Raw genomic sequence first — 14,356 nt, forward strand, 5'->3', positions numbered from 1 at the left:
AACCGCTCCGCACCGCGACCGCACCCCCGAACCGTCTCAGTCCGGGTCGATTCGTGCGAGCGGGTCGCCACGCGCGAACACGTCGTTCTCGCCGACGAGTCGCTCGGTGACGGTGCCGGCGACGGGCATCGGCACGTCGATGGAGACCTTCTCGATCTGTATCTCACAGATGGTGTCGCCGGCGTCTGCGTGGCCACCCTCGCGGACGAACCAGTTGCTGACGACGGCTTCGTCCACGTCCATCGAGTCCGCGGGCCAGACGGCCGCGGAGTCGACGAGCGTCTCGGACGCACTCATTCGTGGACGGTGCGAATCGCCTCGGCGATGTCGGCCGTGCTGGGGTTGACCGCCTGCTCCAGCGGGCGAGCGTACGGGATGGGCACGTCCGGGATGGCGACCCGCTCGACTGCCTCCAGGTCGTCGAGGGCGCGTTCGGCGACCCGGGCGACCACCTCACCCGTGAGGCCGAACGAGCGGTAGTCCTCGTCGACGACGACGAGGCGGCCGGTCTTCCGCACCGACTGGACGATGGTCTCGGTGTCGAACGGGACGAGCGTCCGCAGGTCGATAACCTCCGCTTCGATGCCGTCGTCGGCCAAGCCCTCGGCGGCCTCCATCGCGCGGTGGACGTGCAGACCGAGCGTGACGACGGTGGCGTCGTCGCCCTCGCGCTTGACCGCCGCTTCGCCGAAGGGGACGGTGTAGTCCTCCTCCGGCACGTCGGTCTTCGGTCCCTCGGGGGCGGGCATCCAGCCGATACCCATCAGGCGCTTGTGGAACATGTAGACGACCGGGTCGTCGTCGCGGATGGCGCTGTGCATCAGCCCCTTCGCGTCGTAGGCGTTCGAGGGGACGACGACCTTCATCCCCGGCAGGTGCGCGAACGTGCCGTACAGCGTCTGGGAGTGCTGGCCGGCGTCGTTGTACCCGCCGCCGACGGCCGTCGTCAGGACCATCGGGACGTTCACCGACCCGCCGCTCATGTACGTGTTCTTCGCCATCTGGTTGTAGATCTGGTCCATACAGACGCCGAAGAAGTCGACGAACATCAGCTCCGCAATCGGGCGCATACCCGCTTGAGCGGCCCCCACGGCGGCACCGATGTACGCCGTCTCGCTGATGGGCACGTCCATCACGCGGTCGTAGCCGAACTCGTCGAGGAGACCCTGCGTGGAGTCGAAGATGCCGCCGTAGTCGGCGACGTCCTCGCCCATGTAGAACACGTCCTCGCTCTCGCGCATCTCGTGGGCGATGGCCTCGACCATCGCACGGCTCATCGTCAGTTCGCGTTTGGCTACCTGTTGGGTCATCGGTCCTCACCTCCGTCGTCCGCGTCGCTCTCCCGTGGTTCGGCGTCCGTCGCCTCCAAATCGTCCGCGTCGTCCGCTCCGCCGTCGGAGACGATTTCGCCCCGCACCGGCGGGTTGACGAACACGTCGGCGAACGCCTCCTCCGGGTCCGGTTCGGGTTGCTCTTTCGCCCACTCGATGGCCTCCTCGACGCGTTCGTGGGCGCGGTCGGTCAACTCCGCCAGGTCGCCGTCGGTGACGCCCTCCTCGCGCAGGTCGTCGGCCAACCGTTCGATGCAGTCGAGGCGCTTCGCGCGCTCGACGTCCTCCTTCGGGCGGTAGCCCTCGGCGTCGCCCATGAAGTGGCCCATCCGGCGGTGGACCTGCACTTCGATGAGCGTCGGGCCGTTGCCCGCCCGGGCGCGTTCGACGGCGTCGTGGGCCGTCTCGTACACCGCCAGCGCGTCGTCGTAGTCGACGCGCACCCCCGGCATGTCGAACCCGTCGGCGCGCTGGGAACCGTTCTCGACGTCCGTGACGCGGCCTTTCGGCATGCTGATGGCCCAGTCGTTGTCCTCGATGACGAACACGACTGGGAGGTTCTGGACGGCCGCGAGGTTCAGCGATTCGAGGAACCCACCCTGGCTGATGGCCCCCTCGCCCAGATACGAGACGGCGACGTCCGTCGTCCCGCGTTTCTTCGCGGCGAGCGCCGCGCCCACGGCGGGCGGACTCCCCTCTGCGATGATGCCGCTGCACGCGAAGTTGACGTCCGGGTCGAACAGGTGCATGTGCCCGCCCTTCCCCTTACAGAGACCGGTCCGCCGGCCGAATATCTCGGCGGTCATCCGCTTCAGGTCGACGCCCTTCGCGATGGCGACGTGGTGTGGCCGGTGAGTCGCCGTCACGGTGTCCTCGGGTCGGAGGTGGGCACAGACGCCCGCCGCCGCGGCCTCGTGGCCCGCCGCGAGGTGCAACTCGCCGGGGATGGGGCCCGCCGAGATGTCGAAGGCGGGCTGTTTCCCCTCCAGATACTCCTCCTGGAGACGCTCCTCGTAGTGACGCGCGGTCACCATCGTCTCGTACATCCGCTTTCGTGTGTTGACGCTTACCATGGTCCTGCCCCGTTACACCCTTCCCGAGAAACATAATAAACGTTCGTTAGGTTCGTTCGGCGAACAGTTCGACGTTGGAACGGTCTCCGAGGGGAGACGAGCGGTGGCGAACGGACGGCGCGTGCGAGAAGTGGCGGACGGGAGACGACGAACGGGCGGTAGTGAACGGACGATAGTGGCGGGAGGAGGTGACCGGGAGTGCGACGCGGTCCGCTACTCGTCGACGCGCTGGACCTCGTGGCGACCGAAGCCGTACCGGAGACGGTTGGCGAGGCGTCGCGAGAACCGCCCCTCGTCGGCCCGCGAGCCGAACCGTTCGGAGAGCGCGGCGTAGATGAGCGGCAGCGGCACCTCCTGGGCGAGCGCCTCCTGGACGGTCCACGTCCCGGTCGACCCGCCCTCGATGCGGTCGGCGACGGTTCCCAGCGAACTGCCCTCCTCGCGGAACGCCTCCTCGCAGAGTTCGAGCAGCCACGAGCGGATGACCGCGCCGTTGTTCCAGACGCCCGCGACGGCCTCCAGGTCGAGGTCGTAGCGGCCCTCGTGGAGCAGTTCGAACCCCTCGCCGTACGCCTGCATCAGCGCGTACTCCACGCCGTTGTGGACCATCTTGACGTAGTGGCCCGACCCCACCGGTCCCATCCGGGCGTGGCCCGCTGGACCGGTCGCGACGGCGTCGAACACCGGCGAGAGTTCCTCGTAGGCCCACTGGGGGCCGCCGACCATCAGCGAGAAGCCGAGTTCCGCGCCCGCGGGGCCGCCCGAGGTGCCACAGTCGAGGTACGCCGCGGGCGTCGTCTCGGCCCGGCGCGTCGAGTCCTCGAAGTGCGAGTTGCCGCCGTCGACGACGACGTCCTCGTCGTCCAGGAACGGTTCCAGTTCCGACAGCGCGGCATCGACGGCGTCGCCGGCGGGCACCATCAGCCAGATGCGCTTCTCCTCGCCCAGTTCCTCGGCGAGTGCTTCGAGCGAGTCGGCGGGGGTCGCTCCCGCTTCCGCCGCCGCCTCGCGTGCGCCCTCGTCGATGTCGAACGCCACCACGTCGTGGCCCGCCTCCAGCGTGCGGTCGACGACGATACGGCCCATCCGCCCCAGACCGACGACTCCCAGTTGCATACCCGGGGCTGTGCGGGGCGGTGGGGTAGGGGTTGCGGTTGGCGGCGAACACGGCCCGCCACGGTAGAGAGCCACGAACACACCACGGGAAGGCATTTATCCGTCCTCCCGGACGCTCGAACATGCCCGGACCAGTGTTCCTCGAAGGCGACCGCGTCACGCTCCGCGCTGCCGAACCCGACGACGTCCCGTTCCTCCAGCGCTGTATGAACGACCCCCGCGTCTGGCGACCCGCGCTCGACGTGAACCCGACGAACGAGAGCCATTGCACCGAGTTCTTCGAGCGCGTCGTCTCGGGCGAGGGGGGTGTCCACTGCCTCGCGTGCGTGGACGAGGAACCCCTGGGGCTCCTCTCGCTGACCGAGTCCCAGTACGGTCCGAGCGAGACGTCGCGTGCTCGGGCCGCCGAAATCGCCTACTGGTTCCACCCCGACCACCACGGACAGGGCTACGGCTCCGAGGCCGCCGAACTGCTGGTTCGGTACGCCTTCGAGGACCGCAACCTCCGCCGACTCCACGCCGAGGTGGGAAGCTTCAACGACGCCTCCGTCGGCCTGCTCGAGTCGCTCGGCTTCGAACACGAGGGCACCCGCCGGGAGGCGGCGTGGTTCCGCGGCGAGTACCACGACATGCTCGCGTACGGCCTCCTGCGTTCGGAGTGGTGAACGGACCGAGAGGTCGGCGACACGCGACCGAACACTGATAGCTCGACGACACGACCTCGCGGTGTGTCCCCTCCCTCGCGTCCCTCCGACTCCTGCCTCGTGCTCGCGGTCGTCGCACTGCTCCTGACGAGTGGCTGTCTCGGCTGGTCGAGCGCCGCCCCCCGCGACGACTGCCCGGACGAGCGCGTAACGGCCGTCCCGTACCCCGACCGGCCGGCGACGCTCACGAACGAGACTGTCCGAGCGTTCGTCGCCGACCTCGAAGAAGCGTACACCTACGGCCGGCACGCCGACGGCGACCACGTCGAGGTCGCGTTTGACCCCGAACCGGACCGGGTGGACCGGACCGGCGAGGGCTGGTTCGTCACCGTCGAGACGGCGCAGTCGACGCGCGTCTGTTCGAACGGCACCGTCGGCGTGAGCGACGGTGGCGAGCGGACCATCCGGTACTTCGTGAACGACAGCGCCGTGTTCCGCGACCTCGCGCGGTCGCCCGGGGAGGACCCCCGGGAGTACGGCGTCAGGATTCGCGTCGGGGCCACCGAGAACGCCTCGTGACACGGGGCCGGCCGCCGGTCGCTACCGCGAACGGCACGCCTCGCGACCGATTGGTCGTCGCGCTCGCGGCGGCCACCGCGGCGTGAGAACGCGAAGTCAGTCGGACAGGACCCACTCCGGGTCCTCCTCGACGGCAGCGAGGTCGATGCCGCGGGCGTTCGCCTCCAGCGTCAACCCCGCCTCGGTGAGTTCGTACCGCTGGCCGTCGACGGGGTCGACCAGCCCTGCCTCTACCAGTTTCGGCAGGTGGACGTCGACGAGTTTCGCCCGGACGACGTCGAACGGTTCCGTGTCGTTCCCCCGCTCGGCCTCCCACGACAGGAGTCGGTCGGTCAGGTCGTAGACGGCGACCGGCCACACCCGACCCAGCAGGTCGTCCATGACGAACCGTCGTCGACGGTCCGCCAGGACAGTCCGATGTTCGTCACTCTGTTCCCCCCCGGAAATTCCCGTTTTCGGACTTTCTTTCATCGTGTCCCCGATTGTTAATTGGTGGCAGTCACCGTCTTAACTGTGGTGGCTGATATACAAAGCAGCCGTCAGCTCTCGGCGACCCGCTCGACGGCGTCCCGGTAGAGTCGAGCGCAGCGCTCGACGACGGCGAGCGAGACGCTCTCCTCGGCGGTGTGGGCCTCTCCCGGCTCCGACGCACCACAGACCACACAGGTCGTCCCCGCCTGCGCCAGCCACCCCGCGTCCGTCGCGTGGGGCTTCGAGACGTGTCGTGGTTCGCCGGCCTGGGCGTCGACCGCCGCCGCCAGCACCGCGTCGGCGAACCACTCGTCGTCACACGCCATCGGCGGGAGGTCCTGGTCGACGGTCCAGGTGACGCCGTCGACGGTCTCGACCGCGTCGAGCGCCGCCCGCTCGCCCGCGACGGTGCGCTCGTCGACGGTGAACGAACACCGCTCGGGGACGACGTTCCAGCCGCTTCCGCCTTCGATTTCGGTCACCGCGAGGCTCCCGGACTGGGTGACGCCGAGCACGTCGGCCTCGGGGGTGTCGAGCGACCGGACGACCTCGATGGCCTCGCTCGCACGGTAGATGGCGTTCTCCCCGCGGTCTGGTTCGCTGGCGTGACAGGCGCGGCCGTGGGCGGTGACGGTCGACCCGCGTCGACCCTTGTGCGCGACGACGACGTCGGTGACGCCCGGCGTCGCGTAGCTCGTCGACCCCTCGCCGACGATGGCGTACTCGGGCGCGAACCCCGCTTCGATGGCGTGGCGCGCGCCGACGCCACCGCGCTCCTCGCCCCGGAACGACGCGAACGTACAGGGTGCGTCGGCGTCGCGGAACGCGACCATCGCCGCCGCGACGGAGCCCTTCATGTCCGCCGTCCCGCGGCCGTACAGGCGCGTGTCGTCGGCCTCGGTGCGTTCCTCGACGACGTACGCGCCGTCGTCGGTCACCTGTCCGGCGTCGGGCGCGACCACGTCGTGGTGGCCCACCAGTGCGATGCGGTCGGCCGCGTCGGGGTCCCCTTTGCGGGCGACGACGCCCGCCCCGTCGGGGTCGTGGTCGACCGTCGCGTCGGTGTGTTCGCGGAGCCACTCGGCGACGACCGCGCCGGCGGCCGTCTCGTCGTCGTGACTCGGCGTGGCGACGAGTCGCCGCGTCAAGTCCGAGAGTTCGCTCATACCCACCTCTCGTCGTGGACCGTCGAAAACACTCCTGCTCGTTCGGGCCACGGTGGTGGTCGGCGGCGGAGGTCACTCGCGACGGCGGGGCGACGCCGACGGACCACCCGAGGGCGCGTGGACCGTGCCACCGTGCGTTACGTAGCCTTATCAGGCCCGCCGTCCGAATGGCCAGTATGAATGTCGTTCCGGACACGAGCGTGGTCGTCGACGGCCGCGTGTCCGAGCGTATCGAGAGCGGTGAGTTCGCCGACGCGACGATATACGTGCCACAGGCCGTCGTCGGCGAACTCGAATCGCAGGCGAACTCTGGCCGGGACATCGGCTGGCAGGGCCTCGAAGAGCTCCAGAAACTGGCCTCCTTCGCCGACGAGGGGCGCATCCAGTTGGAGTACGTCGGCCGACGCGCGACCACCGAGGAGATAGAGCGCGCCCGGTCGGGAGCCATCGACGCCCTCATCCGCGACGTGGCCGCCGACCACGACGCCACGTTCGTCACCAGCGACATCGTCCAGAGCGAGGTCGGGAAGGCACAGGGACTGGACGTCCAGTACCTCGAACCGTACGACGACGAGATAGAGGAACTCGCCATCGAGTCGTACTTCGACGAGGAGACGATGTCGGTCCACCTGAAGACGGGGGTCCGCCCGATGGCGAAACGCGGGGACGTCGGCGAGGTGCGCTACGAGGCCATCGCCGAGGACGTGCTGGACGACGAGACGATGCGCGAGTACGTCAGCGACGTTCGCAACGCCGCCGACGCCTCCGAGGACGGGTTCACCGAACTCTCCGAACCCGGCATGACCATCGTCCAGTTCCGCGACTACCGTATCGCCATCGCCGAACCGCCGTTCTCCGACGGCGTCGAGATTACGGCCGTCCGCCCGGTCGCCCGGACGACGATGGCCGACTACGCCTACAGCGAGGACATCCAGGAGCGCCTGCTCGACCACCAGCGCGGCGTCCTCATCGCCGGCGCGCCGGGGGCCGGGAAGTCGACGTACGCACAGGCCGTCGCCCAGTTCCTCGCCGACGCCGACTACTCGGTGAAGACGATGGAGAAACCCCGCGACCTCCAGGTCGACGAGGGCATCACCCAGTACACCGAACTCGACGGGAGCATGGACAAGACCGCCGACGCCCTCCTGATGGTCCGACCGGACTACACCGTCTACGACGAAGTCCGCAAGACCCACGACTTCCGCACGTTCGCGGACATGCGTCTGGCGGGCGTCGGGATGGTCGGCGTCGTCCACGCCACCCGCGCCATCGACGCGCTCCAGCGTCTCATCGGCCGGGTCGAACTCGGCATGATTCCCCAGGTCGTCGACACCGTCGCGTACATCGAGGCGGGGGACGTCGAGACCGTCTACGACGTCTCGACCGAAGTGAAGGTCCCCCACGGCCTGATGGAGGAGGACCTCGCTCGGCCCGTCATCGTCGTCTCGGACCACGAGACCCAGCGCCCCGCGTACGAGATATACACGTTCAACCGGCAGGTCGTCACCGTCCCGCTCGACGACGCAGACGGCGAGGACGAGACCGGCGTCGACCGCCTCGCGCGCAACGAAATCGAACGCGAGGTTCGCTCGGTCGCTCGCGGCCACGTTCAGGTCGAACTCCAGAGTCAGAACCGCGCCATCGTCTACGTCGAGGAGGACGACATCTCCTACGTCATCGGGAAGGGCGGCGGTCGCATCGACCAGATCGAGCAGGCGCTCGGCATCGACATCGACGTCCGGACGCTCGACGAACGGCCCGACCACCACCGGAGTACCGGCGGCGCGAGCGCTGGTGGCGGTGGGTCGGGAAACGCGAGTAGGGTGAACGAAGGGCCGGGCCACGCCGGCGAGGTCGTCACCCCGGAGATAACGTCGCGACACATCATCGTCCCCGTCGACGGCCGGAGCGGCGAGACCGTCGAAGTCCGTGCCGAGGGCGACTACCTGTTCACCGCCACCGTCTCGCGGGGCGGCGAGATTCAGGTCTCACGCGGCAGCGCCATCGCCGAGGAGATGGAACAGGCCATCGACCGCGGCCAGCAGATAACCGTCGTCCCGTCGTAACCACCGCTCGACCCTTCTCTCGGTTCTCTCCGCCTCACTCCGTCGGCTTCCGGACCAGCACGACCTCCGCGGCGTGTTCGTGTGGCTCCCCGCCCGAGTCGTCCTCGAACACCAGTTCTCGCTCGTCGAGCACCGTCCACTCGTCGTAGTACGAGCGCACCTCGCCGGGCGCGTAGAACTGTTCCTCGCTGGTCCAGTCGGGCGGTGTCGGCACGTCGGGGTGGTCGACGAACGCGAACAGGACGTGGAGCCCCCCGGGCGTCGTCGCCGCACGGAACCGGGCGAACTGCTCGTCGCGGTTCGCCGGTCGGAGATACTGGATGGCACCACAGGAGTAGAGTACGTCCACCGACTCGGGGAGCGTGAGGTCGTTCACGTCGGCTTCGAGCGTCCGTATCGAGACGTCCCGCTCGGCGGCGAGGCGCTCGGCCTTCGCGAGGCCGTTCGGCGAGACGTCGGTGGCGAGCACGTCGAACTCCCGTTCGGCGAAGTAGACGGCGTCCCGACCCTCGCCCGCACCCACGTCGACGAGCGTCGGCGTCTCGCGGTCGGGGGCGTACTCGACGGTCTCTCTCGCCAGGTCGTTCGGCGTCGTCCCCCAGTAGTACTCCTCGCGGCCGTAGCGACGTTCGCGCTCGTCGAACTCCATGGCGGGCGGCTACTCGACAGTCCGTGTTGAACGGTTCGGTCACTCGCGAGTAACGGGCGACGGGCCACGGCCCACTGCCCACGGTGACTGGGGTCGGTTACGCCGACGAGGAGGAGGGACGACCGGCGCGTTCGACGACGCTCGGCGACACCTCGATGGGACAGTTCAGACGGAGTGCGAGCGCGATGGCGTCGCTCGGGCGGGCGTCGAACGAGAGGGTCCGACGCTCGCCGTCGCGGTACTGCTCGGTCTCGATCTTCGCGTAGAAGGTGACCTCGGAGAGGTCGTCGATGCGGACGCGGTCGACCGCCGCGCCGAACTCGGCGGTCATCTCCAGCAGGAGGTCGTGGGTCAGCGGTCGCTCGAAGGACCCGCCCTCCAGTGCGAGTCGAATCGACTGGGCCTGGTCGTCGCTGACGAAGATGGGCACCACGGACTCACCGACGTCGAGCATCACCACGGGCGTTCGCTCGCCGCCGTCGTCGACGCTCACCCCCACGCCGCGAACCGTGGCATCAGGTGACATGGTATGGTATTCACCAACCGAGTATGTAAGGTTAGCCCTCGAACGGATAGCCAAAATTCACGTCCCTCTCGGAAGGACACGTCGCGGGCGAAAGGTGTCGAACACGCCCGGAGACCCCGTTCGTCGGGACCAACCAGGGGTGGCGAGTGGCGGTCCTACTCCCGGTAGTGTCGATTGGAAACAGTTGCCAGGGTGGAACGGGCGCTACCCATTTACGCTCGCCCCGACTGCTCGCGAGTATGGGTTCGTACATGGCGCTGGTCGACGTGGTGGAGTCGCGCGTGCAGAACGCTCAGGAACTCGCGAGCATCTGGGGTGACCTCCGGAACGACATCGACGACGTCGGCGGGGAGATGAAAGACTCGTACGCAATCCTCGGCGACCACGACTTCCTCATCCTGTTCGAGGCCCCCGACCACCAGACCGCCCTCCAGATAGCTATCGTCGTCGAACGGCGCGGCCTGGACATGCACACCCACGAACTGCTCCCGACCGAGGAGTTCGGAGAGCTCGTCCAGGACGTCTGAGCGCGGCCCACGTGCCGCGACCGCGAGTCCTCCGACGACACCCGCTCAGGCGACGTGCTCGGTCCACGGCCGTTGCCGTTCGAACGCCGCGGCCGCAGCGACGACGTCGGCGTCGCGGTGTCGCCGGCCGACTATCTGGAGACCCACCGGGAGACCGTCGACCGTCCCGGCCGGCACCGAGGCGGCAGGGTGGCCGGTCATGTTGAACGGCTGGGTGAGATACCAGCCGGTGTAGCGGTCGACGCGCTCACCGTCGATGCGCTCGGGACCGAACGACTCGCGTTCGAACGGCGGCACCGCGAGCGTCGGCGCGACCAGCAGGTGGTACTCCGACAGGAGCGCCTGAATCGCGTCGAACACCGCCGTCCGAACGGCGTTCGCCCGCCCGAGGTCGACGGCGCTGTGCTCGCGCCCTCGCTCGACCATCGCCGGGAGGACGCCGCTCAACTCGTCGAGGCGCTCGCCGAGGTCGACGCCGAAGGCGGCCGCCGACCCCGCGACGGTCGTCGCCATCTTCGACTGGAAGGTGACGAGCGACGCCTCGCGCGCCTCCTCCCACACCCCGTCGAGGTCGGGGTCCGCACGCTCGACGGCCATCCCCGCGTCGGCGAACGCGTCCGCGGCGTCCTCGACCGTCTCGCGGACCGCCTCCGCGACGGCGAACGCTCCGAGCGCGGGGCTGTACGCGACCCGGAACCCGTCGACGGCAGCGTCGGTGGCGTCGACGAAGCTCTCGTCGGCCGTCGGGAGGCTGAACGGGTCGAGCGGGTCGACACCCGCCATCGCGTCGAGCAACAGCGCAGCGTCACCGACCGTCCGCGCCAGCGGCCCCGTCGCGACGAACGGGCTGGCGTCGGTGAACGCGTCGGGACGGGTCAACCGCGAGACGCGCCCGAACGACGGTTTGATGCCGACGATGCCGCAGGCGCTCGCCGGAATCCGAACCGACCCGCCCGCGTCGGTGCCCTGGGCCAGCGGCACCAGACCGTCGGCGACGGCGGCCGCACTCCCACCGGAGGAGCCACCGGCGGTCTTCGTCGGGTCGACCGGGTTCCCCGTCGAGCCGAACAGGTCGTTGTCGGTCGTCGCGAGGTGACCGAACTCCGAAGTGTTGGTCTTCCCGAGGACGATGGCCCCCGCCTCGCGGAGTCGGGCGACGGCGGGGTCGTCGCGCTCGGGGACGTGCTCGGCCAGCGCCGTCGACCCGTAGGTCGTCCGGACGCCCGCGACCGACGTCAGGTCCTTGATGCCGACCGGGACGCCGTGGAGCGGCCCCAACTCCTCGCCCCGTTCGACCGCCCGGTCGGCCTCGTGAGCGCGGTCGAGCGCCTCGTCGGCCAGCACCGTCACGAACGCGTTCGTCCGCTCGTTGCGCGCTTCGATGCGGTCGAGACAGCACTCGACGAGCGTCACCGGCGAGAGCTCACCTCGCCAGATTCGACGGACCAACTCGACCGCCGGTACGCGCCACAGGTCGTCGCTCATGTCGTCGGGTTCACACACGGGGAGGAAAAGTGTATGCGCGGGGAGACGCGGTCGAACCGTGGAGTCGCGGCGTTTTTGCCGCTGGGCGACCGACGACACGTATGGCCACGGAGTTCTCCGTCTCGCGCAAGGAGGCCACGGTCGCCATCACCCCGTTCGTCCTGCTCGGCCTCGCGGACGTGGCGTTGCTCCTCTGGTGGGGTCTCGACCCGCTGTGGGGGTTCATGATCCTCCCACCCATCCTGTTCATCAGCGTCCTCGGCTGGATCGCCTTCCGCACCGGGTTCGCCCGAGACCGCGTCGACGAGGAGGAGGACACGGTCGAGGAGACCGCAGTCGAAGAGGAGTTGGCCTGAGCGTCGACCCACGACGGGTGTTCTGAGCGTCCCACGACGACCCGAGACCGTTCGAGCGACACGCTACGCGGTCGCTCGGTACGTAGGTCGCCGAGAAGCGCCGAGGGAGAGATTTGAACCACGGTCGCTCGCTTCCTGATTCGAATCTTCGTGGGCGTTCGCTGGCGCTGGTGACTCGTTACACTCGTCACGTTGCGCCAGCAGAAGCGCCGAGGGAGAGATTTGAACTCCCGAGTCCGTGAGGACAGCAGATTTCGAATCTGCCGCCTTGGCCAGGCTAGGCTACCTCGGCTTACCCCACAGTTCAGCGTCGTCCACTTAGTTCGTTTCGGTTCACGCCGATGGCGGCACCGACTGCCATGCGGTAACTTGAAACCGAGTGACACCAACGCGGGTTCATGGACATCGAGACGGCCGCCGCCGAGTGTGCGTCGGTCACCGATTCCGTGCTTTCGGGCGTCATCGCCGACGAGACGTTCGTCGAGCGCATCCTCCTCGGCGTCCTCGGCCGCGGGCACGTCCTGCTGGAGGACGTGCCCGGGACCGGGAAGACGCTCACCGCCCGCAGCGTGGCCACCGCCCTGGGACTGTCGTTCTCCCGCGTGCAGTTCACCCCCGACCTCCTCCCGTCCGACGTGACGGGGACGCACGTGTTCAACGAGAAGGACCGCGAGTTCGAGTTCCAACCCGGTCCCATCTTCGCGAACGTGGTGCTCGCCGACGAGATCAACCGTGCGCCGCCGAAGACCCAGGCCGCCCTCCTCGAAGCGATGGAGGAGCACCAGGTCACCGTCGACGGCGAGACGCGCCCGCTTCCGGACCCGTTCTTCGTCATCGCCACGCAGAACCCCGTCGAGCAGGAGGGGACCTTCCCCCTCCCGGAAGCGCAGGTCGACCGCTTCACCGTCAAGACCTCCATCGGCTACCCCGACCACGGCGGCGAGGTCGAACTGCTGATGCGTCGTTCGGGTCGTGTCACCCGGAGTCCGGACGTGGAGACCGTCCTCGACACGGAGTCGGTGAAGGAACTCCGGACCGTCCCCGAGACCGTCCGCGTCGAGGACGACCTGCTCGACTACATGGTCGACATCGCGCGTGGCACTCGCACCGACCGCCGCGTCGAGATCGGCGTCTCCCCGCGTGGGACCCAGCGGTTGTTCGAGTCCGCGCGCTCACAGGCCGTCCTCGACGGCCGCGACTTCGTCACGCCCGACGACATCAAGCACATCGCCCAACCGGTGCTCGCTCACCGCCTCGTCCTCACGCCCGACGCGAAGGTCGAGAACGTGAACAAACACGACGTCGTCGCGGACGTGCTGGACTCGGTGACGGTCCCCACCGTCTGAGTCGCGTCCCTCCGTTCTCGCCGCCCCCCGGAGAGTCCGCCGAGCGACCGCTCAGAACGACGGGAGCACCTCCTCCTCGTAGAACTCGATGGCGGCCTCCTGGTCGTCGCCGATCTGGTGGACGTAGACGTGGTCGTACCCCCGGTCGACGCTCTCCTGGATGCTGTCGACGTGCTGCTGGGCGTCGTCGCCGAGCATGATGGAGCTCTCGCGGATGTCCTGCTCGGAGACCATCTCGCAGGCCTGCTCGAAGTGCGTCGGCGTCGGCAACTGCGAACTGAGTTCGCCCGGCAGCCCCGAGTTCGGCCACTGCTCGTAGGCGGTGCGGGCGGCGCGGTCGACGTCCTCGTCGACGCACGCGTGGAGCTGACAGTAGCGTGGCCCCTCCCCACCGGCGTCCTCCCAGGTCTCGACGACCTCCTGTGGACCGACCGACCAGAAGCCGTCGCCGAACTCGGCGGCCGCCGTCGCCGCGCGCTCGCCGTAGGCCGAGACGCAGATGGGCGGAGACTCCTCGGGCAGAGTGAACAGGCGGGCGTTCTGGACGTCGTAGAACTCGCCGTGGAAGCTGGTCTGCTCGCCGCTCCACAGTCTCCGAACGACTTCCACTGCCTCCTCGAGCATCCGGAGGCGGACGGCGTGTTCGGGCCAGTGGTCGCCCAGCACGTGTTCGTTGAGGCGTTCGCCGGTGCCGACGCCGAAGACGAACCGGTCGTCGAACATGTCTGCGACCGTCGCCGTCGCCTGCGCGAGGATGGCCGGGTGGATACGGACCGTCGGGCAGGTGACGCCGACGCCGACCTCGACGTCGTCGGTGACGGCGGCGATGGCACCGAGCGTGCTCCAGACGAACGACGCCTCGCCCTGCGCCTCCACCCAGGGGTGGTAGTGGTCGGAGATGGAGAGGAAGTCGAACCCCGCCGCCTCGGCGCGGCGGGCCTGCTCGACGAGCGCCATCGGGTCGTGCTCCTCACTCGACAGGGTGTACCCCAGTGAGAGGTCGGTCATGGGGCGTCGGTAC

At 68.9% G+C, this 14,356-nt stretch carries 16 protein-coding genes and 1 tRNA gene; 6 read left to right on the top strand and 11 right to left on the bottom strand.

Annotated elements, in window-relative coordinates:
- Positions 1-36: 36 nt before the first annotated feature.
- From M1L36_RS05255 to gnd, 4 genes are all read right to left on the bottom strand, one after another.
- The gene (locus tag M1L36_RS05255) at positions 37-297 is read right to left on the bottom strand and encodes a lipoyl domain-containing protein (RefSeq protein ID WP_250872675.1); all 261 of its coding nucleotides are present in this window, start codon (positions 295-297) and stop codon (positions 37-39) included.
- A complete protein-coding gene (locus tag M1L36_RS05260; RefSeq protein ID WP_250872676.1) occupies positions 294-1,310 on the bottom strand; it encodes an alpha-ketoacid dehydrogenase subunit beta in 1,017 nt (338 codons plus the stop codon). Before M1L36_RS05260 ends, M1L36_RS05255 begins: the two co-directional genes overlap by 4 nt.
- Positions 1,307-2,377 carry a thiamine pyrophosphate-dependent dehydrogenase E1 component subunit alpha gene (locus M1L36_RS05265; RefSeq protein ID WP_369694215.1) on the bottom strand — a complete coding sequence of 357 codons (1,071 nt, stop codon included), beginning with the start codon at positions 2,375-2,377 and terminating at the stop codon, positions 1,307-1,309. The genes M1L36_RS05260 and M1L36_RS05265 overlap by 4 nt, the downstream gene beginning before the upstream one ends.
- 240 nt (positions 2,378-2,617) lie before the next feature.
- Positions 2,618-3,520: a phosphogluconate dehydrogenase (NAD(+)-dependent, decarboxylating) gene (gnd, locus tag M1L36_RS05270; protein WP_250872678.1), complete on the bottom strand. Its 903-nt coding sequence runs from the start codon at positions 3,518-3,520 to the stop codon at positions 2,618-2,620.
- Between the two features lie 122 nt (positions 3,521-3,642).
- Here gnd and M1L36_RS05275 point away from each other — a divergent pair, with 122 nt between their 5' ends.
- Complete coding sequence (locus M1L36_RS05275) at positions 3,643-4,185, top strand: GNAT family N-acetyltransferase (RefSeq protein ID WP_250872679.1); 543 nt, start codon at positions 3,643-3,645, stop codon at positions 4,183-4,185.
- A 63-nt stretch (positions 4,186-4,248) separates the two neighbouring features.
- Entirely contained in the window at positions 4,249-4,743 is a 495-nt protein-coding gene (locus M1L36_RS05280) for a hypothetical protein (protein WP_250872680.1), read from the top strand.
- A gap of 96 nt (positions 4,744-4,839) precedes the next feature.
- Here the strand turns inward: M1L36_RS05280 and M1L36_RS05285 are convergent, their stop codons facing one another.
- Together M1L36_RS05285 and M1L36_RS05290 are read right to left on the bottom strand one after the other, a co-directional pair.
- Entirely contained in the window at positions 4,840-5,214 is a 375-nt protein-coding gene (locus M1L36_RS05285; RefSeq protein ID WP_439954812.1) for a DUF7344 domain-containing protein, read from the bottom strand.
- 68 nt (positions 5,215-5,282) lie between these two features.
- The gene (locus M1L36_RS05290) at positions 5,283-6,380 is read right to left on the bottom strand and encodes a M20 family metallopeptidase (RefSeq protein ID WP_250872682.1); all 1,098 of its coding nucleotides are present in this window, start codon (positions 6,378-6,380) and stop codon (positions 5,283-5,285) included.
- Between the two features lie 176 nt (positions 6,381-6,556).
- Here M1L36_RS05290 and M1L36_RS05295 point away from each other — a divergent pair, with 176 nt between their 5' ends.
- Positions 6,557-8,446 (top strand): PINc/VapC family ATPase, encoded by a 1,890-nt coding sequence (locus tag M1L36_RS05295; protein WP_250872683.1) that lies wholly within the window; start codon positions 6,557-6,559, stop codon positions 8,444-8,446.
- A 34-nt stretch (positions 8,447-8,480) separates the two neighbouring features.
- Here the strand turns inward: M1L36_RS05295 and M1L36_RS05300 are convergent, their stop codons facing one another.
- A complete protein-coding gene (locus tag M1L36_RS05300) occupies positions 8,481-9,095 on the bottom strand; it encodes an SAM-dependent methyltransferase (protein ID WP_250872684.1) in 615 nt (204 codons plus the stop codon).
- A gap of 97 nt (positions 9,096-9,192) precedes the next feature.
- Complete coding sequence (locus M1L36_RS05305) at positions 9,193-9,621, bottom strand: bifunctional nuclease family protein (RefSeq protein ID WP_250872685.1); 429 nt, start codon at positions 9,619-9,621, stop codon at positions 9,193-9,195.
- A 239-nt stretch (positions 9,622-9,860) separates the two neighbouring features.
- Between M1L36_RS05305 and M1L36_RS05310 the strand changes: the two genes are divergently transcribed.
- A complete protein-coding gene (locus M1L36_RS05310) occupies positions 9,861-10,148 on the top strand; it encodes a GYD domain-containing protein (protein WP_250872686.1) in 288 nt (95 codons plus the stop codon).
- A 45-nt stretch (positions 10,149-10,193) separates the two neighbouring features.
- Here the strand turns inward: M1L36_RS05310 and M1L36_RS05315 are convergent, their stop codons facing one another.
- Positions 10,194-11,633: an amidase gene (locus M1L36_RS05315; protein WP_250872687.1), complete on the bottom strand. Its 1,440-nt coding sequence runs from the start codon at positions 11,631-11,633 to the stop codon at positions 10,194-10,196.
- Positions 11,634-11,734: 101 nt separating this feature from the next.
- On the opposite strand from M1L36_RS05315, the gene M1L36_RS05320 reads away from it, so the two are divergent.
- Entirely contained in the window at positions 11,735-11,989 is a 255-nt protein-coding gene (locus M1L36_RS05320) for a DUF8142 family protein (RefSeq protein WP_250872688.1), read from the top strand.
- 207 nt (positions 11,990-12,196) lie between these two features.
- On the opposite strand, the gene M1L36_RS05325 is transcribed toward M1L36_RS05320, so the two are convergent.
- Positions 12,197-12,281: transfer RNA gene (locus tag M1L36_RS05325), tRNA-Ser, on the bottom strand.
- Between the two features lie 106 nt (positions 12,282-12,387).
- Here M1L36_RS05325 and M1L36_RS05330 point away from each other — a divergent pair.
- The gene (locus tag M1L36_RS05330) at positions 12,388-13,335 is read left to right on the top strand and encodes an AAA family ATPase (RefSeq protein WP_250872689.1); all 948 of its coding nucleotides are present in this window, start codon (positions 12,388-12,390) and stop codon (positions 13,333-13,335) included.
- A 51-nt stretch (positions 13,336-13,386) separates the two neighbouring features.
- Here M1L36_RS05330 and M1L36_RS05335 read toward each other — a convergent pair whose 3' ends face one another.
- Positions 13,387-14,343, bottom strand: a complete 957-nt coding sequence (locus M1L36_RS05335) for a TIGR03557 family F420-dependent LLM class oxidoreductase (protein WP_250872690.1) — start codon at positions 14,341-14,343, stop codon at positions 13,387-13,389.
- Positions 14,344-14,356 lie beyond the last annotated feature (13 nt).

Origin of the sequence: Halomarina rubra, assembly GCF_023699475.1 — an archaeon.
Lineage (GTDB): Archaea > Halobacteriota > Halobacteria > Halobacteriales > Haloarculaceae > Halomarina > Halomarina rubra.